This is a genomic window from Erythrobacter sp. JK5, from assembly GCF_018205975.1.
Classification (GTDB): Bacteria; Pseudomonadota; Alphaproteobacteria; order Sphingomonadales; family Sphingomonadaceae; genus Erythrobacter.
Genome location: NZ_CP073577.1, coordinates 65,935 through 86,122 on the forward strand (window position 1 = coordinate 65,935; position 20,188 = coordinate 86,122).

Annotated in this window: 27 protein-coding genes; 21 read left to right on the top strand and 6 right to left on the bottom strand. The window is 63.8% G+C overall.

From position 1 onward, the window contains the following. The first annotated feature begins 25 nt into the window (after positions 1-25). The 5 genes from KDC96_RS00300 to KDC96_RS00320 all read left to right on the top strand — a co-directional run bounded on the left by KDC96_RS00300 (position 26) and on the right by KDC96_RS00320 (position 4,632). On the top strand, positions 26-1,219 hold the full coding sequence (locus KDC96_RS00300; RefSeq protein ID WP_212449717.1) for an acyl-CoA dehydrogenase family protein: 1,194 nt from the start codon (positions 26-28) through the stop codon (positions 1,217-1,219). Between the two features lie 123 nt (positions 1,220-1,342). Continuing rightward, on the top strand, positions 1,343-2,482 hold the full coding sequence (locus tag KDC96_RS00305) for an acyl-CoA dehydrogenase family protein (RefSeq protein WP_212449719.1): 1,140 nt from the start codon (positions 1,343-1,345) through the stop codon (positions 2,480-2,482). A gap of 2 nt (positions 2,483-2,484) precedes the next feature. Then, entirely contained in the window at positions 2,485-3,291 is an 807-nt protein-coding gene (locus KDC96_RS00310; protein ID WP_212449721.1) for an SDR family oxidoreductase, read from the top strand. 141 nt (positions 3,292-3,432) lie between these two features. Further along, the gene (locus tag KDC96_RS00315; protein ID WP_212449723.1) at positions 3,433-3,702 is read left to right on the top strand and encodes an usg protein; all 270 of its coding nucleotides are present in this window, start codon (positions 3,433-3,435) and stop codon (positions 3,700-3,702) included. 171 nt (positions 3,703-3,873) lie between these two features. Continuing rightward, positions 3,874-4,632 (top strand): hypothetical protein, encoded by a 759-nt coding sequence (locus KDC96_RS00320; protein ID WP_212449725.1) that lies wholly within the window; start codon positions 3,874-3,876, stop codon positions 4,630-4,632. 140 nt (positions 4,633-4,772) lie between these two features. Here KDC96_RS00320 and gmk read toward each other — a convergent pair whose 3' ends face one another. The 3 genes from gmk to KDC96_RS00335 are packed head-to-tail and all read right to left on the bottom strand — an operon-like array spanning position 4,773 to position 6,443. Continuing rightward, a complete protein-coding gene (gene gmk / locus KDC96_RS00325; protein WP_212449728.1) occupies positions 4,773-5,435 on the bottom strand; it encodes a guanylate kinase in 663 nt (220 codons plus the stop codon). A 56-nt stretch (positions 5,436-5,491) separates the two neighbouring features. Beyond that, positions 5,492-5,884, bottom strand: a complete 393-nt coding sequence (locus KDC96_RS00330; RefSeq protein ID WP_212449730.1) for a hypothetical protein — start codon at positions 5,882-5,884, stop codon at positions 5,492-5,494. Between the two features lie 49 nt (positions 5,885-5,933). Continuing rightward, positions 5,934-6,443 carry an SspB family protein gene (locus tag KDC96_RS00335; protein ID WP_212449732.1) on the bottom strand — a complete coding sequence of 170 codons (510 nt, stop codon included), beginning with the start codon at positions 6,441-6,443 and terminating at the stop codon, positions 5,934-5,936. Positions 6,444-6,553: 110 nt separating this feature from the next. Here KDC96_RS00335 and hisB point away from each other — a divergent pair, with 110 nt between their 5' ends. The 13 genes from hisB to pal all read left to right on the top strand — a co-directional run bounded on the left by hisB (position 6,554) and on the right by pal (position 15,288). After that, a complete protein-coding gene (hisB, locus tag KDC96_RS00340; RefSeq protein ID WP_212449733.1) occupies positions 6,554-7,171 on the top strand; it encodes an imidazoleglycerol-phosphate dehydratase HisB in 618 nt (205 codons plus the stop codon). Beyond that, the gene (gene hisH / locus KDC96_RS00345; protein WP_212449734.1) at positions 7,164-7,790 is read left to right on the top strand and encodes an imidazole glycerol phosphate synthase subunit HisH; all 627 of its coding nucleotides are present in this window, start codon (positions 7,164-7,166) and stop codon (positions 7,788-7,790) included. Before hisB ends, hisH begins: the two co-directional genes overlap by 8 nt. Next, entirely contained in the window at positions 7,787-8,515 is a 729-nt protein-coding gene (gene hisA / locus KDC96_RS00350) for a 1-(5-phosphoribosyl)-5-[(5-phosphoribosylamino)methylideneamino]imidazole-4-carboxamide isomerase (protein WP_212452239.1), read from the top strand. The genes hisH and hisA overlap by 4 nt, the downstream gene beginning before the upstream one ends. Positions 8,516-8,666: 151 nt before the next feature. Then, complete coding sequence (locus tag KDC96_RS00355; protein ID WP_212449735.1) at positions 8,667-8,948, top strand: hypothetical protein; 282 nt, start codon at positions 8,667-8,669, stop codon at positions 8,946-8,948. Continuing rightward, the gene (hisF, locus tag KDC96_RS00360) at positions 8,945-9,709 is read left to right on the top strand and encodes an imidazole glycerol phosphate synthase subunit HisF (protein WP_212449736.1); all 765 of its coding nucleotides are present in this window, start codon (positions 8,945-8,947) and stop codon (positions 9,707-9,709) included. The genes KDC96_RS00355 and hisF overlap by 4 nt, the downstream gene beginning before the upstream one ends. Positions 9,710-9,826: 117 nt before the next feature. Then, the gene (locus KDC96_RS00365; RefSeq protein WP_212449737.1) at positions 9,827-10,159 is read left to right on the top strand and encodes a phosphoribosyl-ATP diphosphatase; all 333 of its coding nucleotides are present in this window, start codon (positions 9,827-9,829) and stop codon (positions 10,157-10,159) included. Between the two features lie 3 nt (positions 10,160-10,162). Then, on the top strand, positions 10,163-10,543 hold the full coding sequence (locus KDC96_RS00370; RefSeq protein ID WP_212449739.1) for a histidine triad nucleotide-binding protein: 381 nt from the start codon (positions 10,163-10,165) through the stop codon (positions 10,541-10,543). Between the two features lie 213 nt (positions 10,544-10,756). Next, positions 10,757-11,209 carry a YbgC/FadM family acyl-CoA thioesterase gene (locus KDC96_RS00375; protein ID WP_212449741.1) on the top strand — a complete coding sequence of 151 codons (453 nt, stop codon included), beginning with the start codon at positions 10,757-10,759 and terminating at the stop codon, positions 11,207-11,209. 4 nt (positions 11,210-11,213) lie between these two features. Continuing rightward, complete coding sequence (gene tolQ / locus KDC96_RS00380; RefSeq protein WP_212449742.1) at positions 11,214-11,909, top strand: protein TolQ; 696 nt, start codon at positions 11,214-11,216, stop codon at positions 11,907-11,909. 97 nt (positions 11,910-12,006) lie between these two features. Further along, a complete protein-coding gene (locus tag KDC96_RS00385) occupies positions 12,007-12,456 on the top strand; it encodes an ExbD/TolR family protein (protein ID WP_212449743.1) in 450 nt (149 codons plus the stop codon). 12 nt (positions 12,457-12,468) lie between these two features. Beyond that, on the top strand, positions 12,469-13,275 hold the full coding sequence (locus tag KDC96_RS00390; protein WP_212449744.1) for an energy transducer TonB: 807 nt from the start codon (positions 12,469-12,471) through the stop codon (positions 13,273-13,275). Beyond that, positions 13,272-14,690 (top strand): Tol-Pal system beta propeller repeat protein TolB, encoded by a 1,419-nt coding sequence (gene tolB / locus KDC96_RS00395; RefSeq protein ID WP_212449745.1) that lies wholly within the window; start codon positions 13,272-13,274, stop codon positions 14,688-14,690. Before KDC96_RS00390 ends, tolB begins: the two co-directional genes overlap by 4 nt. Positions 14,691-14,760: 70 nt before the next feature. After that, positions 14,761-15,288, top strand: coding sequence for a peptidoglycan-associated lipoprotein Pal (gene pal / locus KDC96_RS00400; RefSeq protein ID WP_212449746.1), 528 nt, complete (start codon positions 14,761-14,763; stop codon positions 15,286-15,288). A 15-nt stretch (positions 15,289-15,303) separates the two neighbouring features. On the opposite strand, the gene KDC96_RS00405 is transcribed toward pal, so the two are convergent. Next, positions 15,304-15,456, bottom strand: a complete 153-nt coding sequence (locus KDC96_RS00405; protein ID WP_212449747.1) for a hypothetical protein — start codon at positions 15,454-15,456, stop codon at positions 15,304-15,306. Positions 15,457-15,630: 174 nt separating this feature from the next. Here KDC96_RS00405 and KDC96_RS00410 point away from each other — a divergent pair, with 174 nt between their 5' ends. Continuing rightward, complete coding sequence (locus KDC96_RS00410; RefSeq protein ID WP_212449748.1) at positions 15,631-16,164, top strand: J domain-containing protein; 534 nt, start codon at positions 15,631-15,633, stop codon at positions 16,162-16,164. A 12-nt stretch (positions 16,165-16,176) separates the two neighbouring features. On the opposite strand, the gene KDC96_RS00415 is transcribed toward KDC96_RS00410, so the two are convergent. Next, positions 16,177-17,001 (bottom strand): SDR family NAD(P)-dependent oxidoreductase, encoded by an 825-nt coding sequence (locus tag KDC96_RS00415; protein ID WP_212449750.1) that lies wholly within the window; start codon positions 16,999-17,001, stop codon positions 16,177-16,179. Between the two features lie 267 nt (positions 17,002-17,268). On the opposite strand from KDC96_RS00415, the gene KDC96_RS00420 reads away from it, so the two are divergent. Both KDC96_RS00420 and KDC96_RS00425 read left to right on the top strand, forming a co-directional pair. Further along, positions 17,269-18,225 carry a tudor domain-containing protein gene (locus KDC96_RS00420; RefSeq protein WP_212449752.1) on the top strand — a complete coding sequence of 319 codons (957 nt, stop codon included), beginning with the start codon at positions 17,269-17,271 and terminating at the stop codon, positions 18,223-18,225. A gap of 47 nt (positions 18,226-18,272) precedes the next feature. Continuing rightward, positions 18,273-18,752 (top strand): hypothetical protein, encoded by a 480-nt coding sequence (locus KDC96_RS00425; RefSeq protein WP_212449754.1) that lies wholly within the window; start codon positions 18,273-18,275, stop codon positions 18,750-18,752. A gap of 35 nt (positions 18,753-18,787) precedes the next feature. On the opposite strand, the gene KDC96_RS00430 is transcribed toward KDC96_RS00425, so the two are convergent. Next, complete coding sequence (locus KDC96_RS00430) at positions 18,788-20,107, bottom strand: cystathionine gamma-synthase family protein (RefSeq protein WP_212449756.1); 1,320 nt, start codon at positions 20,105-20,107, stop codon at positions 18,788-18,790. Positions 20,108-20,188: the final 81 nt, after the last annotated feature.

The window sequence follows — 20,188 nt, forward strand, 5'->3', positions numbered from 1 at the left end:
GCTTATCGAGAGGAGAGTCGGCATTATGTCCGATCTGGAAACATTCCGCACTGAAACCCGCGCGTGGCTGGAAGCGAATTGCCCGCCCGAGATGCGCGAGCCGGTGCGCGACGAGGAAGACGTCTACTGGGGCGGCCGCAACGCCAGCTTCAAGAGCGACGCCCAAAAGGCATGGTTCGAAGCCTGCCTCGCCAAGGGCTACACCGTCCCGGCCTGGCCCAAGGATTATGGCGGCGCAGGCCTGAACCCGGCCGAAGCCAAGGTGCTGCGGCAGGAAATGAGCCGCATCAATGCGCGCCCGCCGCTGTCGAGCTTCGGCATCTGGATGCTCGGCCCCGCGCTGCTGCATTTCGGCACCGAAGGCCAGAAGCAGCGCTTCCTGAACGAAATCGCGCGCGGCGAAATCCGCTGGTGCCAGGGCTATTCCGAACCGGGTTCGGGGAGCGATCTCGTCTCGCTTCAGACCTACGGCGAGGACAAGGGCGATCACTGGGTGGTCAACGGCCAGAAGGTGTGGACCTCTTACGCCGACAAGTGCGACTGGATCTTCTGCCTCGTCCGCACCGACAAGACCAACAAGTACCAGGGCATCACCTTCATGCTGTTCGACATGGCGAGCGAAGGCGTGTCGACCAAGCCGATCAAGCTGATAAGCGGCAATTCGCCGTTCTGCGAGACCTTCATGGAAGACGTCTCGGTGCCAAAGTCCTACGGTGAGGATGTTCCGGCCTATGTCGGTGAGATCAATCGCGGCTGGGACGTTGCCAAATATCTGCTCGGTCATGAGCGCGAGATGATCTCGGGCGCGGGCGGCGGCGATCGCACTGCGGCAATCGGTGCGGCGATGAAGCGTCACGCAGCAAAAGCCGGCGACGAGATCGACCCGGTGCTGCGTGCCGAGCTCGCGATGTTCGATGTCGACGCTCTGGCTTATGCCGCAATGGGCGAGAAGTTCCTCGACGAGATCAAGGTCGGCAAGGCGCATCCCGCTCAACCGAACATGATGAAATATGTCGGGACCGAGCTCAACAAGCGCCGCCACGAGCTGATGATGGCAACCGGAGGTTCGCGCGCGCTCGAATGGGAAAGCGACGAAACCGATGGTGGCAAGCCCTCGCGCAACTGGCTGCGGACCAAGGCGAACTCGATCGAGGGCGGAACGTCGGAAGTCATGCTCAACGTGATCTCGAAGCGCATTCTCGACCTGCCGGGATCGTAACAAATACAAAAGAAACCCTCGTCACCCCGGCGGAAGCTGGGGTCTAGAGCCACCAGCCCAGCGCCTGGCTGTCTGAGATCCCAGCTTTCGCTGGGATGACGAGATGGGAGAGGAAAAGAGCCAATGCCCCTTTATCACGACGACGATCAGGCCATGCTGGCCGACACGGCCACCAGCTTCATGGCCGAAGAAGGCAGCATTGCGAAACAGCTGCGCCACTGGCGCGATCGCGATTGCAAGGACGGTTTTGGCCACGAGCTGTGGAAGCAGATGGCCGAAATGGGCTTTACCGGGATGCTGGTGGGCGAGGATGATGGCGGGCTCGGCATGGGCCATGTCGAAGCCGGGATCGTACTCGAGGAAATCGGGCGCAACCTTACCCCGTCTCCGTTCCTGACTTCGTCGGTGCTGGCCGCGACCGCGCTCAAGCATGGCAGCAACGATCTCAAGGGTCGCTACCTGCCGGGCCTGATCGAGGGTGAAAGCGTGTTCGCCGTCGCGATCGACGAAACCGCCAAGCACCGCCCAAGCCGCATCGCCTGCCGGGCCGAAAAGTCTGGCAACGGGTTCAAGCTGACCGGCTCGAAGAGCTTCGTCATCCACGGCGCGAGTGCGGACATGATCGTGGTGGCGGCGCGCACCAGCGGTTCGGACGAGGACGCGGACGGGATCACGCTATTCGCCGTGCCGAAGGACGCCGCGAATATGAGCCATAACGCGGTGCGCCTCGTCGACAGCTCGGTCGCAACGCACACCAAGTTCGACGGGGTCGAACTCGATGGCGACGCGGTGATCGGCGAGGTCGATGGCGGTCGCGAAATTCTCAACGCTGTCCTCACCGCAGGCCGGGTCGGCGCTGCCGCCGAAGGCGTTGGCGTCGCGCGGGGCGCGATGGACATGACCATCGATTACCTCAAGCAGCGCAAACAGTTCGGCAAGCTGATCGGCGAATTCCAGGCGTTGCAGCACCGCGCCAGCCACCTCTATTCCGAAGTCGAGATCGCCCGCGCTGTCGTGATCAAGACCCAGCAGCTGCTCGACGGCGGCAGCGAACAGGCTGAACTGATGAGCTCGGTCGCCAAGGCCAAGGTCGCCAAGGCCGCCGGCCTTGCGGTCAAGGAAGGCGTGCAGATGCATGGCGGCATCGGCATGACCGACGAATACGATATCGGCCTCTACATGAAACGCGACCGGGCGCTGCAGGAATTCCTCGGCGATGCGTATTTCCACGCCAACCGGGTCGCCGAAATGAGCGGGTATTGATCATGGACCTTCAATCGCTCTTCAGCCTCGATGGCCGCGTCGCCCTCGTCACCGGCGGTTCGCGCGGGATCGGCAAGATGTTCGTCGAGGGCCTGCTCGCGGCCGGTTGCGCCAGAGTCTACATCTCGGCCCGCAAGGTCGAGCAGATGGACGAGACCATCGCCGAGTTCGGAGAGGACAAGGTAATCGGCATCCCCGCCGACCTGTCGCAGATGGAGGGTATCCAGCATCTCGCCGACGAGATGGCGAAGCGCGAGAAAAAGCTCGACATCCTGATCAACAATGCCGGGGCCGCATGGGGCCAGCCCTATCTCGAATTCAACGAGGCCGGCTGGCACCGGACCATGGACCTCAACGTCAAGACGCCGTTCTTCCTCACCCAGAAGCTGCACGACCTGCTGGTCGCGGCGGGCAAGGGCGACCACCCGGCCAAGGTGATCCACGTCTCCTCGATCGACGGGCAGCGGATCAATCCGTGGGAAACCTACGCCTACCAGGCATCGAAGGCGGGTGTGATCCAGCTGACCCGGCGAATGGCCGCGCGGCTGATCCAGGACAATATCGTCGTCACCACCATCGCGCCGGGCGCGTTTGCCAGCGAGATGAACAAGGCTGCCAAGAACGCGCCCGACGCCAGCGCTTCGATGATCCCCGCCAAGCGGATCGGCTCGGCCGAGGACATGGCAGCGGCTGCGATCTACCTGTGCAGCCGCGCGGGGGATTATGTCGTCGGCGAAACGCTCACCGTGGATGGCGGGGTGGTCAATGCCGCGCTGCCCAACATGTTCAACGATCCCTCCGGCGGCTGAGTCTCTCCCGCATGGGCTGGCACTCTCGCAGCGAGAGTGCCAGATTATCCTGTTGAATCAGGGCTTTGACAATATTGACCGCGTTTAAGCGTTTTGACAGCTTTTCCATGGTTTCATGATCGTTGAAGGAGCGAAGCGTTTATGGCGGATCGTGATTTCGAACTTCAGCTGAAGGGCTACGGCCTGCTGACGGCGGAAATCTTCTACTTCCTGCCGGACTACCCGTCGCTGTTGCAACAGTATGTCTGGCAGGAATACGACGAAGCACCTGATTACCCGGTTCTTTTCGGGTTTCTCGATCACTGGCGGCGTGAAATCGAGGCGGCGATCCACTCGGTCCGCATCGCGCACGACCGCTCGCTCGGAGCGCGAGAAATCCGCAAGGTCGATGGAGTGTTCACGCTGCAGTAGCGGCAGAAGCCCTGCCGCAGCGGTTCACGCCGCGTTGATCGGACATCGCCGAACTGATATCCGTTCGGCTATCGGGCGCAGAACATGTGCGGAGCCTCAAACAGGGCCCGTCGTTTTGGCGCGAGAGGCCCGATCGACATGCCATTCACCTTCACACCCGGCAACATCATCGTGGACGAGACGTCCGATTTCGCGGCGCGCGCGCACAGCGGATCGGGCACGGGCAACTGGCCGGACAGCCGCCAATGGCTCGACGCAATGCGATCGCTGCTGAATCTCGCGAACCGGAGCGTCGGTGCGAGCCAAAGCGTCGGCCATATTCTCCTTCGGCAGATCCAGCGGCATCGACCGGCAAACCACGAAGTGCGAATAGTCCGCAGCCCGGCAACGAGCTTTGAGGTCTGGACCGATGGCCCGATCCAAACGTCGACCCGGCCACCGCGATGGACGACCTACGTTACCTTCTCGCCGCACTCGGCCCGGACGCAAGGGATACCCCTGGGACCGAACGACAATGGCGTGTCGATCCTGGTTCACGAACTGACGCATGTGTACATGAACATGAACGGCGTGGGTGGGGTGCAAAGGCGGCGCGACGGAAGTCTGTCGGAAGTCGGTGCCTACGGCACGTCGGCCTATCCCAACCACAACGAATTCTGCGCCACGACGGTCCAGAACATGCACCTGTCCCAGCACGGGGTGGTCCTGATGGACGGCTATGGTGACACGGCCGACGATCCGCACATCGAATCGACGCCGGCGCAGACCAGCAGGCTCAGCAGCATGGGCAGGAGTGCGGTGACGCAATTCGACCGGGCCGGGTTTCTGGCCGCCAATCGCGTGCCGCTGGATTTCCTGCGGCGCAGGCTGCCGGACTTCACCCGGGCGCTCGGCCGACTGCCGATCCAGTTCAATCCGTTCGCGCCGTAGGATCTGTTTCTCTCGGGACGAGAGCCGTACGGTCGAGAAAACCGCGCCAGAGCGTTCGGGAGTGTTTCGGGGTGGGGGGCAGCGAATTTCGCAAGACTTTACCTGCCCCAGGCCCTGCCTCAGGGGCGTTACGCTCGCCTCTACCCGCCCATCAGCTCCCGTACGAACGGGATCAGCCCGGTCTGGCGCGTGCGCCGCATCCGTTCGGCATCGAGAATTTCGCACACACGTTCGAAGCACTCATCGACGTCGTCGTTGATCACGACGTAGTCGTATTCCGCCCAGTGGCTGATTTCCGCCCGGGCGCGTTCCATGCGGCTGTCGATCACGTCGTCGCTGTCCTGCGCGCGCTCTTCGAGCCGGCGGCGCAATTCGGTGAGGCTCGGCGGCAGGATGAAGACGCTGACCACGTCCTGCTGGTCCTTCTGGTAGAGTTGCTGAGTTCCCTGCCAGTCGATGTCGAACAGGTAATCCTGCCCGTCCTTGAGCCCGGCGCGGATATGCCCCTTGGGGGTGCCGTAGCGGTGGCCGAACACCTCGGCCCATTCGTAAAACTCGTCTTCGTCGATCATCCGGTCGAATTCGGAATCGTCCACGAAATGATAATGCACGCCGTCTTCCTCGCCCGGACGCGGCGGCCGGGTGGTCGCGGAAACCGACAGTTTGATATCGGGATCGGCGGCGAGCAGCATGCGGGACAGCGTCGTCTTGCCCGCGCCCGAGGGCGAAGACAGGATGAACAGCAAGCCGCGACGATGCAGCTTGTCGGTGGATTTGAAATCGGTGGTTCTGGCGTCGCCCATGGGCCCCGATGCCGCAAAGCGTGGGCGAAAATCAAGGGCGCGACATCGGTCCGCCCTCAGTCTTCCGCGATTTCCTTGCGCCGTCGGCGCAGCTGGAGCGCCCTGCCGCGATCGTACAGCGCCTTGAGAACGAGCCCTCCAGCCACCACGCCGAGGCCAACGGGTGACCGGGTGGCGAGCTTGCTCGCGCTGTAGAGCCCCAGCGTCGTGATGAGCGTGCGACCGTCGAGAAGCTCCTGCGCCTGTTCTTCGTTGTCGGCGCTGGCCTTGGCGACCCGCTGTTCGATCTTGCGGCGAAACAGCGTCGATGCACCGCGGATCACGATGTCGGCGATCAGCAGGTTGGTCGCGGGATTGGGGCTGGGGACGGTCAGGTTGCCGCGCGTGTCGTTCGCTTCGGCCTGCTTCACGAGCTGCTTCGAAAGGCGATCGGGGCGATGCTTGGCCATATCGTTCCTGACACGTTCGGGACCGGGGAGCGATCCGAAACGCTCGTCGTCACTTTTTCCGGCCGAAATCGACGGTTACGACGTTCGAACCGTCGCCGTCGTCTTCGGGATCGTCACCGTTCGAGACCGGGCGATCGCTCAAATCGTTCTCGGCGTCCTCGTGTTCCTCGGGTGCCAATTCCACGACTGAGGCCTGGAATTGCAGTCCGAAATCGACTGCCGGATCGACGAAGGCCGTGATCGCCGCGAACGGGATCGAAAGCTTGGCAGGGATCTGGTTGAACGACAGCCCGACCGAAAACCCGTCGTCCCGCACTTCGAGCTCCCAGAACTTGTTCTGCAGCACGATCGTCATCTCGTCGGGGAAGCGTTCGCGCAGGTGCGGCGGGATCGAGACGCCCTGCGCCCCGGTCTTGAAGGTGATGTAGAAGTGGTGATTGCCGGGCAGCTCGCTGCCGCCCTGCTCGATTTCCCCGAGCACGCGGCCGACCACGGCGCGCAGCGCCTCCTGAACGATCTCGTCATACGGGATCAGGCTATCGGGGGTCTCGTCGGTCATGACGCTGTGAATCGTGGCGAGGGTCGGGGCGCTGGTCAAGCGTTTCGTGATGCAGCTTGCATATTGTGCACCGGCTTGCGTCAGTGCACGACAGGCCTATAGCGCGGGACATGTCAACGAGCCCTGATATCGCCCCCCGTACGGGCACGATCGAGCGCAAGACCGCCGAGACCGCAATCGCGATCGCGGTCAACCTGGATGGCACCGGCGCTTATGAGGTTTCGACCGGGATCGGCTTCCTCGATCACATGGTCGAACAGTTCTCCAAACACTCGCTGATCGACGTAAAGATGACCGTGAAGGGAGACCTTCACGTCGACCAGCACCACACGACCGAGGATTCGGCGATCGCGCTGGGTCAGGCGCTGTCGGAGGCGCTTGGCGACAAGGCCGGGATCGGGCGCTACGGCAGCGCCTATTCGCCGATGGACGAGACGTTGAGCCGCGTCTCGCTCGACATTTCCGGGCGGCCGTTTCTGGTGTGGAAAGCGGGCTTCACGCAGGAAAGACTGGGCGAATGGGACACCGAGCTGATCGAGCACTGGTTCCACTCGGTCGCGCAGACCGCCGGGCTGACGCTGCATTGCGAATTGCTCTACGGCACCAACAATCACCACATCTGCGAGAGCCTTTACAAGGGGTTCGCCCGTGCGATGCGGATCGCGGTCGAACGCGACCCGCGCAAGCGCGGCGCGATCCCGAGCACGAAAGGGCAGCTCGGTGGCTGAAGTCGTCGCTCTCGTCGATTACGGCGCGGGTAACCTGCAATCGGTCTGCAACGCGCTGAAAACGGTCGGGGCCGAGGTCACCGTCACTTCCGATCCCAACATCGTACGCGCCGCGGATCGGATCGTGCTGCCCGGGGTCGGCTCGTTCAAGGCGTGCGCCAGGGGTCTGAGGGCGGTCCCGCACATGATCGAGGCGATGACCGAGCGGGTGCACATCGGCGGCGCACCTTTTCTCGGCATCTGTGTGGGCATGCAACTGCTGGCGGATCGCGGGCTCGAACACGGCACAACGAGCGGGCTTGGCTGGATTGCCGGCGAGGTGCACCGCATCCGACCCAGCGATCCCGCGATCAAGATCCCGCATATGGGCTGGAACGACGTCGCGATCATGCCGCATGCGCGGCGTCATCCGGTGTTCGAGAATGGCGAAGCGTATTTTCTCCATTCGTATCACTTCGCGGCGGACAATCCTGCCGACGTCGCAGCCATGACCGATCACGGCGAGGGGTTGGTCGCCGCAGTCGCGCGCGGCAATGTGCTCGGCGTGCAGTTTCACCCGGAAAAGAGTCAGGCCTTTGGCCTGGGAACGCTCGAACGGTTTCTGGAGTGGCAGCCGTGATCGTCTTCCCCGCCATCGACCTGAAGGGCGGCGACGTCGTGCGTCTGGCCGAAGGCGACATGGACCGCGCGACGATCTATGGAGACGATCCGGCGGCGCAGGCGATGCTGTTTGCCGATGCGGGGGCGGAGCATCTGCATGTCGTCGATCTCGACGGCAGCTTCGCGGGCGAGGGGCGGAATATTGAGGCGGTCAAAGCGATCGTCGAGCGTTTTCCCGGTCACGTCCAGCTCGGCGGCGGTATTCGCGACGCCAGGGCAGTCGAAGGCTGGTTCAACCTTGGCGTATCGCGCGTGGTGATGGGCTCGGCTGCGCTCAAGGACCCCGAATTCGTGAAGGACATGGCGAAGCACTGGGAAGGCGGGATCGTCGTCGCGGTCGACGCAAAGGACGGCATGGTCGCGACCGAGGGCTGGGCCGAAGTGTCCGACGTGCCGGTTGTGGATCTTGCCCGCCGGTTCGAGGATGCGGGCGTCGCCGCGCTGCTGTTCACCGATATCGGCCGCGACGGGCTGCTGAAGGGGGTGAACATCGACGCCACGGTCGAACTCGCGCGTAAGGTCGATATCCCGGTGATCGCCAGCGGCGGGGTGAAGGGCCTGGACGACATCCACGTCCTGTCGCTCCACGCGCACGAGGGGATCGAAGGCGTGATTACCGGGCGCGCGCTTTACGAGGGCAAGCTCGATCTCGCGGCGGCGATTGCGATGGGGGCGCGGGGGTGACTACAAAATCTCGTCATTGCGAGCGGAGCGAAGCAATCCATGGACCAATCGCGTCGACTCAGATCAACGGGCCATGGATTGCCGCGTCGCCTGCGGCTCCTCGCAATGACGAAATGAGTGAGATCGGAGCAGTGAACGCCACATGCGCCTGATGGGATTCCTCTTTCTCGGCCTGACCTTCCTCGCGGGGATCACGGTCGGCACGATCGAATACGCGATGATCAATGTCGTGGTGTTCCTCGCGCTGGCGCTGCTGGTGGTGAAGTTCGTGGAGCCGCGCTTCGGCACCAACGGACTGGTCTACGGGATGGCGGGCGCGTTCTTCGCGAGTTTCCTGTGGCCCCATGCGATGATTGCCTTTGCCGACGATTGCGAGGGCGATGAATGCCTCGCTCCCGAAGGAGAAGTGACTGTGGTACTGATGCCGGTATGACAGTCCGTATCCGCGTCATTCCCTGTCTCGACGTCGCCGATGGGCGCGTGGTGAAGGGCGTCAATTTCGTCGATCTGAAGGATGCGGGCGATCCGGTCGAGCAGGCGCGCGCCTATGACGCGGCGGGGGCGGACGAGCTGTGTTTCCTCGACATCTCCGCCACGCATGAGGGGCGCGGGACCTTGCTCGATATCGTCCGGCGCACGGCAGAGGTGTGCTTCATGCCGCTGACCGTGGGCGGCGGGGTCGCGTCGGTCGCAGATGCGCGCGCGCTGCTGCTCGCCGGGGCGGACAAGGTCGCGGTCAACAGTGCGGCGGTGAAGCGGCCCGAGCTGGTCGCGGAAATCGCGAAGAAATTCGGTAGTCAGTGCGTCGTGGCGAGCGTCGATGCGCGGCGCCAGGATGCAGGTTCTTGGGAAATCTTCACCCATGGCGGACGCAAACCGACCGGGATCGACGCGGTCGAACATGCGGTGAAGCTGGCCGACCTCGGCGCAGGCGAATTGCTGGTCACCAGCATGGACGGCGACGGGACCAAGGCCGGCTACGATCTCGAGCTCACCCGCACCATTGCCGACGCGGTCGGCGTCCCTGTGGTCGCCAGCGGCGGGGTCGGCACGCTCGATCATCTGGTCGAAGGCGTGCGCGACGGCCATGCCAGCGCGGTGCTGGCTGCCTCGATTTTCCATTTTGGCGAATACTCGATCGCCGACGCACACCAGGCGCTGCGCGATGCAGGCCTGCCCGCGCGCGGCGATTGAAGGTTTCAATTATTGAAACTTCGTCATTGCGAGCGTAGCGAAGCAATCCATCACCTGACGTTTGCACCAAGCACCTCGCATCGGTCGATGGATTGCCGCGTCGCTTCGCTCCTCGCAATGACGAGACTTCAAGTGTCCGAAATATTAGCGCGCCTTGAAAAGACGATAGCCCATCGGGCCGCATCCTCGCCTGACGAAAGCTATGTTGCGCGGCTCAACGCGAAGGGCCTGCCCAAGATCGCACAGAAGCTCGGCGAGGAAGCCACCGAAGCGGTGATCGCGGCGGTCTCCGGCAGCAACGAGGAACTGGTGGGCGAAAGCGCCGACCTGCTGTTCCACCTGCTCGTGCTGCTCGACGCCAAGGGGGTGTCACTCGATCATGTCCTCGCCGAACTCGAGCGGCGCGAAGGGCTGTCGGGCATCGAGGAAAAGGCCAGCAGGAGCGAATAGACCATGCCGATCGATCCGACGCTTCCCTATGACGACGACAATATTTTCGCCAAGATCCTGCGCGGGGAAATTCCGTCTAAGACAGTCTACGAGGACGACTGGGCTTTCGCGTTCGAGGATATCAACCCGCAGGCCGAAGTCCACACGCTGGTGATCCCCAAGGGCAGATATGTCAGCTGGGACGATTTCTCGACCAAGGCTTCGGATGCGGAAATCGGCGGTTTCGTGCGTGCGGTGGGCGAAGTGGCGCGGATGAAGGGCCTGGTCGAGCCGGGATACCGACTGCTCGCCAATGTCGGCGCGCACGGCGGGCAGGAAGTGCCGCATTTGCACGTCCACATCTTCGGCGGGCAGCCCCTTGGTCCGATGATCATGCGGCTTTAGTTTGTTTTTCCGCACGCCATCCGGCGTGCGAAATCCTCGCTCATGCGACCTGAGGGTCGCGTCGCTGCGGGCGGGCGGTCGCCCTTGCGGTCGCTGTGCGACCGATTTTTCGCTTCAGATCGACTCGGAAACCGCTCGTTTCGCCGCCGTTCAGGATATTGATGGAAATGGCGGCTTTGCAGCGATTCCTCGCTGCGCTAGGTGGCTCTCGCAATGGTTAACCCCAACCCTCCCGGTGGCGTTTTCGACGGTTCGCGGCATCTCTATGCCGTGCGCGTCTATTACGAAGACACCGACCTGTCGGGCATCACCTACCACGCGAATTACTTGCGCTGGTTCGAGCGCGCCCGATCCGACCTGCTGCGCATGCTCGATATCGACCAGCGCGCCGCGATCGAAGCCGGTGAGGGCGCCTATGCGGTCACCGAGATCCACATCAAGTATCTGGTCCCGGCCAAGCTCGACGACGATATCGTGATCGAGACCACCTGCCACGACCTGGGCGCGGCGAGCGTGCGGATGGAGCAGGTCTCGCGCCGGGGCGACGAGGTGCTGGCGAGTGCGCAGGTGCGCGCGGCGTTCCTGACGCCCGACGGCCGGCCGCGCCGCCAACCCGCCGACTGGCGCTCATCCTTTCGCAACTTCATGAACCACGGGAATTCCTGAACCCATGCCTTTCGATCTCCTGGCCGCCGCAGCCCCCACCCGGCTCGACCCGGTCGAACTGTTCCTCGACGCCGATATCGTCGTGCAGGCGGTGATGGCGGGGCTGATCCTCGCCAGTATCTGGGTGTGGACGATCATCGTCGCGTTCACGTTGCGGATCGGCGGTCTCGAGCGGCGCTCGCGCCATTATGAAGCCGATTTCTGGGAAACCACCGACCGCGACGCGGTGTTGACCAAACAGCAGCGGCGGGAGGTTCCGGCTGCACGGGTGGCCGCTGCCGGTCTCGACGAGTGGAAGCGGTCCAAGGCCGGGCCGTCGATCGACCGTGCCGCCGCGCGCGACCGGATCAACGCGGCGATGGAAAGCCAGGTCGCACTGGAAGCCGACGAGCTTGCCGACCGGCTGGGCTTTCTCGCGACCACCGGTTCGATCGCGCCGTTCGTTGGCCTGTTCGGCACGGTTTGGGGCATCATGAACAGCTTCTTCCAGATCGGATCGCAGGAAAGCTCGTCGCTCGCGGTGGTCGCTCCGGGGATTTCCGAGGCGCTGTTTGCGACCGCGATCGGTCTGTTCGCGGCCATTCCGGCGGTGATCGGATACAACCGTTTCTCGGGCCGGGTGAACCGTTATGAGGCCCGTCTTCAGCGCTTCGCAGACAAGGTTCATGCGGGCCTGAGCCGGGATCTGGATAGAGCGTGATGAGCAAGTCGCCACATCCGTTCGTGTCGCGCGAAGTCGAAACACGCTCGCGCCAACGGTTCTCGACTTCGCGCGAACCGAACGGAGGGTTTGGCTGATGGCCATGGGTCTCGCCTCCTCCCGCCGTGGTTCCGGTCGCCGTTCCCGCCGCGCACCGATGGCGGAGATCAACGTCACGCCGTTCGTCGACGTGATGCTGGTGCTGCTGATCATCTTCATGGTCACCGCCCCGCTGCTCGCGGTCGGCGTACCGATCGATCTGCCCGACAGCCGCGCCAATCCCGTCGAACAGACGCCCGAGCAGGTCACCGTGTCGATCGATGGCGAGGGGCGGATCTATATCGACGACAGCCCGGTCGAAGTGGGCGGATTTCCCGAAGCGCTGGCGGCGATCGGCAGCGGCGCGGACGGTCAGCAGCGCAAGATCGTGCTGCGCGGCGACCGCACGCTCGATTACGGGCGGGTGATGGCCGTGATGGGGGAGCTCAACCGGGCGGGCTTTACCTCCATCGAACTGGTCACCAGCGGTTCAGTTACACCGCCATAGCGCTTGCACAGCATGGGAGAGACCGCGACATTTCGCCCTGAGGACAAGGCCGGCCTGCTGGTCGCGCTGGTGCTGCACGTCGCAGTGGTGGCCCTGTTGCTGTTCCAGCCCGCTCGTGACGAGATCGTCTTGATCCCGGAGCGCATGACCGTCAGCCTGGCCAGCGACGTCAGCCTCGAATCGACTGCGCCCGACCCGGTGCCGGAAAGCCGCGCCGCGATTGCCCCGACGCTGGGCGAGGAAGTGGCCCCCGATCCTGTTTCAGAGCTGCGTGAAGCGACCCCCGAAGCGCCACCGCCCTTGCCCCCGCGCACCGCCGCGACCGCGCCGCGCACGCAACCGACGACCTCGCCGCGGCAGCCGGCCCGCACGCCGCCACGTGCAACGCCGACCCAGCGCGCGGCCAATTCCGGCGGCAGCCGCATCGGCGAGGATTTCCTGCCCGGACAGGGCGGATCGACCACCACCACCGAAACCCGTATCCCGGCCTCGCAGATCGGTTCGAGCGCCAAGGCAAGTATCCAGCAGGCTTTGGCCCGGCAGGTGAAGCCGCACTGGTCTGCACCGCAGGGTGTCGATGTCGATCAGCTGGTTACACTTCTCGATTTCGACCTGAACGAAGATGGCAGCCTGAAGGGTCGACCGCGACTGCGTGCACAGTCGGGTGTCTCCGATTCCAATCGTCCCCAGGCAAGCCGACATGTCGAGAACGCCATCCGCGCCGTGCAACTCGCCGCGCCGTTTGACCTGCCCGACGAATATTATAACGCGTGGAAGTCGATCCGCGGCGCCCGCTTCGATAGGAACCTGTCACGATGAAAGTCAGTCTGATCGCCCTAACCCTGCTAACCACGGCGTTTTCGAGCGCGGCGCTGGCGCAGAACCAGGATCTCGGTGGCCCGGTAGGCGAGGGCGGCGAGGTCGAAACGACCGGCACGGCGGCGTCCGGCGAACAGGGTGAGGAGGAAGGGCTCAGCTTCACCGTCACCGACGAAAGCGCGTGGTCGGATATCGGCATCGCAATCCCCGCCTTTGCGACCGATCGCGATCGCCCAACTCCGGCGAATTCGGGAGGGACGGGCGCATTGGGCCGCGAAGTGGCGCGCGTCATCACCGCCAACCTCCAGAACAACGGCCTGTTCAAGCCGACCGGCCCGGACAGTCTGCCGAGCCCCAACTTCCCGCAGATCACCGCGCCTTCGTGGACCACCTGGAGCGGGCGCGGCGCCGAGATGCTGGTCCACGGCTATGTCAGCTCTCGCGACGACGATCGCCTGGTGGTCGGCTGCTATCTCTACGACGTCGCGCTCAAGAACGAGCTGATCCGCGAAGGCTGGGTCGTGCGCCCGGCCGACTGGCGCCGCGCTGCGCACAAATGCTCCGACCTGATCTACGCGCGGCTGACCGGCGAAAGCCCGTTCTTCGACAGCCGTATCGCCTATATCGCGGAGACCGGTCCGAAGGACAAGCGAGTCAAGCGGCTCGCGGTGATGGACAGTGACGGCGCGAATCACCGGTTCCTGACGCTCGGCAGCGCGACCGCGCTGACGCCGCGCTATTCGCCGGACTATTCGAAAATCCTCTACCTCTCCTATGTCGACGGCAACCCGCGCATCTATGTCTACGACATTGGCAGCGGGCAGCAGACGCTGGTGACCGAGAATCGCAACCCCACGCTGGCACCGCGCTGGTCTCCCGATGGACGTCACATCCTCTATTCGATGGCGGTGGCGGGCAACACCGACATCTACCGTGTCCCGGTTACCGGCGGGCAGAGCGTGCGGCTGACCGATACGCCGGGGATCGATATCGGCGGGTCCTATTCGCCCGACGGCAGCAAGATCGTATTCGAAAGCGACCGCTCCGGCTCGCAGCAGTGCTATGTCATGGATGCCAACGGCACCAATCAGCGCCGGATCAGCTTTTTCGGCGGGCGTTGCGCGACACCCGAATGGAGCCCGCGCGGAGACCAGATCGCCTTCACCCGCATCGCCGGCGATTTCAACGTGGCGGTGATGACCCCGGGCGGCGGGGGCGTGCGCGTGCTCACCAATGGCTGGCAGGATGAGGCCCCGACTTGGGCGCCCAACGGCCGCATCATCCAGTTCTTCCGGACCGAACGAAATTCGGGCCGGTCATCCCTGTGGCAAGTCGACCTGACCGGTCGCAATGAGAGGAGACTGCCGACGCCGGTGGACGCGTCGGATCCGGCATGGGGCCCGATCCGGCCCTGAACAGCGTTCAATCATTCAACCGGACCGGCAAATCCTTCTCGCACATCCGGTCCGTTTAGGGAGTAGCACCATGACCAACCGATTTTCCCGCAAGGCCGCTTTCGTGGTCGCAGCCTCGGCGCTTGCGCTCGGGGCTTGCGCAAAGAAGCCCCCCGAAGAGCTCCCGCCGGCACCGGTCGATACGATGCCGACCCCGGCTCCGACGCAGACGCAGACCCAGTCGGGGCCGGTCGTCGGCAGTCAGGCGCATTTCGAAAACGCCGTCGGCAGCGCGACGGTGATCTATTTCGATACCGACCGCTTCAATATCGACAGTCAGGATGCCGCCGCGCTGCAGGCACAGGCGCAATATTTCGCGCGCTTCCCGCAGCTGACATTCACCGTCGAAGGCCATGCCGACGAGCGCGGGACGCGCGAATACAACCTCGCGCTGGGCGAGCGTCGGGCCAATGCAGCCAAGAACTATCTTGTCAGTCTGGGCGTGTCGGCCGACCGTATTCGCACGGTCAGCTACGGCAAGGAGCGGCCCGTGGCGCTCGCATCGAACGAAAGCGCTTGGGCGCAGAACCGCCGCGCAGCGAGTGTGATGATCAACTGACGGGTTGAGAGGAGATCAGCCGGGCAGGCCGGGCGCGAGCTCGGTCTGCACCACGGCTACGGGCGTGGATTCGGCGCTGTCGAAATCATCCGACACGGTCACCAACACGCACAGGCCCGCCAGCGCAATCACTGAAAAGACGCTTGAAATGGCAAGTTGCTGGCTCATGTCGCTCCCTTTGTGCGGTCGCCGGTAACGGCAATATGTGAACAGTCTGTTGCAATGCAACATTTCAACGCGAAACCTGTTCCCATTTCTTTGCATTCGCTGCCAGGTCGCCTAGATTAGCGATGCTATGCGCTCGACCAACGTCATTCCTGCTGTACGCCACGGCGAATTCCGGTGAGCCGGGTGAAACGCTCGAACGACTGGGGCTTCCCGCGCTGGCGGGGCTACGATGCCTCGCGTGAAGCCACCACGGTGCGGCTGTGCGACCGGCACGGCTGCGAAGAACGGGGCGATTGCCCGGCACCCAAATCCCCCAACAACCCCGAGCGCTGGCACTTCTGTCAGAAGCACGCCGCCGAATACAATTCGAAGTGGGACTATTTCGAAGGGCTGGAAAAGGCCGAGGCGGAAGAGCGCGCCAAGGCCGAACGGGCCGAGAATGCCGGCTATGCCGAAAGCGCGCACTACGGCTGGGCCGGATCGGGCGACGGGTCGCGCAGCGCGGATGAAATGCGCGCGCTCGAACTGCTGGAGCTTGAGGCGGACGCCGATTTCCCGACGATCAAGCGGGCGTATCGCGCCAAGGCCAAGGAAGTGCACCCCGACGTGAAGCCCGGCGACGAGAAAGCCGCCAAGCAGTTCCAGGCGCTCCAGGTATCCTACGAAGTGCTCCGCGCTGCCGAGGAACGGCGTGAGTGGAAGGGGTAGGGCGCGAGGCTGCTATTTGGAGCCCGGCCCGGCAAATCCCTTCCCTGCCGAATTGATCTCCGGCGCCGGGTTGTCGTTCCACCACGCCACATCGGTCCATGGCCGCGCGTCGACTTCGTGAGTCCAGCAATTGCGTGGCTGCTGTGCGAGGTGCCAGTAGGTTTCGGCCAGCGCGCCGGGATCGATCACGCCGTCCTCGCCCTTCGCCGCCTTGAACGGCTCGAACTTATCGCCGAGCAGCTTGCCGAGCGTATCGGGCGCATCGACCGCGCCGTCGACCACGATATGCGCGACATGGATGCCTTGCGGACCGAATTCGGCGTTCAATGTCTGGCACAGCATCCGCCGCCCGCCCATCGCGGCGGCGTGGCTGTGCTGGCCGGCATTGCCGCGCACGGCTGACGTTGCGGAAGTGACAAGCAGCGATCCCTTGCCGCGCTCCACCATTGCCGAGAAGGCGGCATGGGCCAGACGGAACACGCCGTAGCAGCCGAGCCGCCAGCCCAGTTCGAACGTCCGGTGCGGGGTGTCGTGCAGTGTGCGGTTCCCGATCTGCGCGCCGAGATTGTAGAGCGCGACCTCGATCGGGCCGATGTCGCGCTCGACCCGCTCGACCAGTTCTTCGATCGTGCCGTCTTCCGCGGCGTTGAGGAGCGTGCCGCTTGCACTCCCGCCCGCAGCGTCGATCTCGCCGACCAGCCGGGCCAACCCGTCTTCATCGGAGCGCCTTGCGAGGACTGCGTGATATCCGCCCGCCGCGAACCGGGCGGCGGCATGGCCGCCAATCCCCGCTCCTGCACCGATGACGAGAAAGACAGGTTTGCGCTTATCGGTCATCTCCGGAACTCCTTGCATGATTGCGCTGCGCCACCGTGGCCTTTTGGGAATAAGCGATTGAACGTGCTATCACAAATCGAAGGCCATCCGCGTTGTTCATAAAAGTATACGTAAAGATGAACAAATACTGCCGATGCTATTCAGCGTCGGGGCACGGATGATCCGGCATAGCCGTGTGCGTCGTCGGCGATAGGGCAAATCAATCACCCGCCGGGTCAGGCAGGGGTCGCATCCTTATCCATCCCCAAGGGGGACGATGGAGGAAGTATGCGCAATTCAACGCTGGCAGCAGCGCTCTGCACCGGCCTGATGGCCACGGCGATCGCGCTTCCGGCACCCGCGCTGGTTCAATATGCAATCGGAATGGACCGCGACGACCGCAATCAGGTCGAACCGCGTGAATGGGACGAAGGCGACGTGGTCTTCGTCAATCGCAAGGGCGATGACTGGTGGTACGCCGCCAAGATCACAGGCCGCGCCGGTCCCGACTACACCGTCCAGTTCCAGCACGGCGAAACCGGTCAGGCCAGTGCGGTCCACATCGCATCGGTGCGGCTCGAGATCGGCGACCGCATCGAGATCCGCGGCTTCGGCAACCGGTTCGTGCCGGCCACTGTCGGCGGGCGAGCCGACCTCAGGTACGGCTTGGTCATCGGCCCGCACGAACGCGGCAAGCGCTACGCGATGGTTCCGGGCAGCTACCGGGTGACGACCCAGCAATTGCTCTCGCCACCCCCACCGCCCCCTCCGTCGATCGAGAACACGGTCAAGGTCTGCAACCAGAACAGCGAGACCGTGCATTTCGCGCTGCATTACTACCTGTTCGACTACGCAGGCTTTTCGGAAGGCTTGTGGAGCGTCGCTCCGGATCGCTGCATGGTCGTCGACCTGGGCGAGCGGCGCAGCGCGCTGGGTTTCGATGGCTCCTATTTGGGCGGTACCGTCCACATCTATGGCGAGACCGACGGCATCCTCGGCAGAGCGATCAAGAAATCCTGGCCGCGCAACGACACCGGCGTCGACGGACGTGCAAGAGATATCGATCGTCACTGCATCGGCACCGATCCTGATCTCAAATTCGCCCATCGCAGCGGGCCGAGATCACCCGACGATCGTATCCGGGTGAATTCGCCGGGCTGCGTCGGGAGTTTCCAGATCGAAGGGATGGTTAAGCTGCGCGCGAATGCGCAGGGCCAGCACTACTACGCTTTTGAGGGCTTCTGATGCCCGAACTTCGGCCACCAGGACACAACTGCAAGAGGGGACTGTCAATGAACATCAAGGACCTGAAAATCGCCGGATCGCTTGTTGCTGCCATCGCATTCACTGCCTGCGCACCGCCATCGCCCGATATGCCGGTCGGCGACACGATCGAGAGCGCCGGCAGGGACGAGCCCGATCCGATTCAGGTCTTCGATCCGGAACGCGTGGTGGTCGGTGGTCTCGGTTTCGACGGTGGCGAATATTCCGCAATCAAGCTCGGGCTCTATTCGCCCGGACCCGGCCCCGTCTACCTGATCGATTCGCAAACCGGGACGGTGATCGAGGAGCTTGGCGAAAGCTGGTTCTTCGACCGGGTCATATCGATCAAATGGACCCAGGGCGAGGAACCCGAATATTGTCCGTCGATCGAAGTCCGCGCCGAATTCTACGTCGGGGCAGGCCCGACCGCAGCGCAGAATTTCGAGGTCGCCTACCTTATCCAGCCCAGCAGATCCGGTATCGTCGACGTGCGCATGATTGAGGAATAGCGCGGGTCTCTGACGGGGGGTGGAGGCGGTCTGGTTCAGACCGCCTCCAATGCCAGTTCGAAATCGGCGATCAGATCGTCGGCGTCCTCGATCCCGATGCTGATCCGCACCAGATTGTCGGTAATGCCGAGCGCTGCCTTGCGCGCGTGCGGAACCGACAGGTGCGTCATCGATGCCGGGTGGCTCGCGAGCGTCTCCGTACCGCCGAGGCTGACCGCGAGCTTGGCGATTTTGAGGTTGTCGAGGAACCGGAAGCATTCCGCCTCGCCGCCCTTGATGAAGACGCTGAAGGTCGATCCTGCGCCGAGGCAGTGCCGGTCATAGATGTCCTGCTGGCGCGCATCCTCGATCATGCCGAGATAGCCCAGCCCTTCGACCTTTGGGTGGCGCTTCAGGAAGGCGCAGACCTTCGCCGCGTTCTCGCCCGCGCGCTGCATGCGCAACTCGACCGTTTCGAGCGAGCGCAGCAACATCCAGGCGGTGTTGGGGTCGGTGATCCCGCCCATCGTGTTGCGCAGCGCGCGGATCGCGTCGATAAACCGCTTCTTGCCCGATACGCTTCCCGCGACGAGGTCGGAGTGGCCGCCGACATACTTGGTCAGCGAATACACGACGAGGTCCGCGCCGTGCTCCAGCGGGCGCTGCCACAGCGGGCCGAGGAAGGTGTTGTCGATCGCGATCGGGCAGCGATCCGCATCGAAGTGCTTGTCGCGCGCCGCTGCGACCGCCTCGACATCGACCAGCGCGTTGGTCGGGTTGCCAGGGCTTTCGAGGTAGATCAGCGGCACTTCGCCGCCCTGCGCCTCGGCCTGCGCCTTGGCCTTCTCCATGACTTCGTTGAGCTGCTCCGGCGTCGCGCCGGCGGGGAAATCGACATAGGTGACGCCGTATTTGCTCATCGTCTTGGCGACGAAACCCTCGCTCGCGGCGTAGAGCGGGCCGGAGTGGACGATCACGTCGCCCGCCTTGCACGCAGCCAGCATCAGGATCGCGATCGCAGTCATCCCGCTGGAAAAGCTCAGCGCCTCTTCCGCCCCGTCCCATATCGCGAGCCGGTCTTCGAGGATTTCTTGGTTCGGCGCATTGAAGCGCGAGTAGACAAGCCCTTCCGCGCCGCCTTCCCGCTGGCCGGTGATGCCTTCGAAATGCCGCTTACCCGCCGCCGCATTCTCGAACGCGAAGGTCGAGGTGAGGAAGATCGGGACCTTGAGCGATCCTTCGGACAGGGTCGGGTCGAAGCCGTAGCCCATCATCAACGTGCTGGGCTTCATCGGCCGCCCGTTGATTGTGGTGACGGGATCCTTGGGCTTGCGGCGAGGCGTGGGAGTGTCGGTCGCGTCGATAGCGTCGGTCATGTGCCGAATACCTTCCTATGCATGCGCTCCCAGGAAGGCAGGAGCCGTTTGGGTCCGGGCGGGGCGCCCGCTTCTAACCTC

Excerpts from the sequence above, each read along its gene's own strand:
- KDC96_RS00300 (WP_212449717.1), top strand. The coding sequence starts at position 26 with ATGTCCGATCTGGAAACATTCCGCACTGAAACCCGCGCGTGGCTGGAA.
- KDC96_RS00355 (WP_212449735.1), top strand. The coding sequence starts at position 8,667 with ATGGGATTCCTCTTTCTCGGCCTGACCTTCCTCGCGGGGATCACGGTC.
- gmk (WP_212449728.1), bottom strand. The coding sequence starts at position 5,435 with ATGGGCGACGCCAGAACCACCGATTTCAAATCCACCGACAAGCTGCAT.
- KDC96_RS00330 (WP_212449730.1), bottom strand. The coding sequence starts at position 5,884 with ATGGCCAAGCATCGCCCCGATCGCCTTTCGAAGCAGCTCGTGAAGCAG.
- KDC96_RS00420 (WP_212449752.1), top strand. The coding sequence starts at position 17,269 with ATGCGCAATTCAACGCTGGCAGCAGCGCTCTGCACCGGCCTGATGGCC.
- KDC96_RS00335 (WP_212449732.1), bottom strand. The coding sequence starts at position 6,443 with ATGACCGACGAGACCCCCGATAGCCTGATCCCGTATGACGAGATCGTT.
- KDC96_RS00370 (WP_212449739.1), top strand. The coding sequence starts at position 10,163 with ATGCCGATCGATCCGACGCTTCCCTATGACGACGACAATATTTTCGCC.
- tolB (WP_212449745.1), top strand. The coding sequence starts at position 13,272 with ATGAAAGTCAGTCTGATCGCCCTAACCCTGCTAACCACGGCGTTTTCG.
- hisB (WP_212449733.1), top strand. The coding sequence starts at position 6,554 with ATGTCAACGAGCCCTGATATCGCCCCCCGTACGGGCACGATCGAGCGC.
- tolQ (WP_212449742.1), top strand. The coding sequence starts at position 11,214 with ATGCCTTTCGATCTCCTGGCCGCCGCAGCCCCCACCCGGCTCGACCCG.
- KDC96_RS00315 (WP_212449723.1), top strand. The coding sequence starts at position 3,433 with ATGGCGGATCGTGATTTCGAACTTCAGCTGAAGGGCTACGGCCTGCTG.
- hisF (WP_212449736.1), top strand. The coding sequence starts at position 8,945 with ATGACAGTCCGTATCCGCGTCATTCCCTGTCTCGACGTCGCCGATGGG.
- KDC96_RS00430 (WP_212449756.1), bottom strand. The coding sequence starts at position 20,107 with ATGACCGACGCTATCGACGCGACCGACACTCCCACGCCTCGCCGCAAG.
- KDC96_RS00405 (WP_212449747.1), bottom strand. The coding sequence starts at position 15,456 with ATGAGCCAGCAACTTGCCATTTCAAGCGTCTTTTCAGTGATTGCGCTG.
- KDC96_RS00305 (WP_212449719.1), top strand. The coding sequence starts at position 1,343 with ATGCCCCTTTATCACGACGACGATCAGGCCATGCTGGCCGACACGGCC.
- KDC96_RS00375 (WP_212449741.1), top strand. The coding sequence starts at position 10,757 with ATGGTTAACCCCAACCCTCCCGGTGGCGTTTTCGACGGTTCGCGGCAT.
- KDC96_RS00365 (WP_212449737.1), top strand. The coding sequence starts at position 9,827 with ATGACGAGACTTCAAGTGTCCGAAATATTAGCGCGCCTTGAAAAGACG.
- KDC96_RS00390 (WP_212449744.1), top strand. The coding sequence starts at position 12,469 with ATGGGAGAGACCGCGACATTTCGCCCTGAGGACAAGGCCGGCCTGCTG.
- KDC96_RS00425 (WP_212449754.1), top strand. The coding sequence starts at position 18,273 with ATGAACATCAAGGACCTGAAAATCGCCGGATCGCTTGTTGCTGCCATC.
- pal (WP_212449746.1), top strand. The coding sequence starts at position 14,761 with ATGACCAACCGATTTTCCCGCAAGGCCGCTTTCGTGGTCGCAGCCTCG.
- KDC96_RS00385 (WP_212449743.1), top strand. The coding sequence starts at position 12,007 with ATGGCCATGGGTCTCGCCTCCTCCCGCCGTGGTTCCGGTCGCCGTTCC.
- KDC96_RS00415 (WP_212449750.1), bottom strand. The coding sequence starts at position 17,001 with ATGACCGATAAGCGCAAACCTGTCTTTCTCGTCATCGGTGCAGGAGCG.
- KDC96_RS00310 (WP_212449721.1), top strand. The coding sequence starts at position 2,485 with ATGGACCTTCAATCGCTCTTCAGCCTCGATGGCCGCGTCGCCCTCGTC.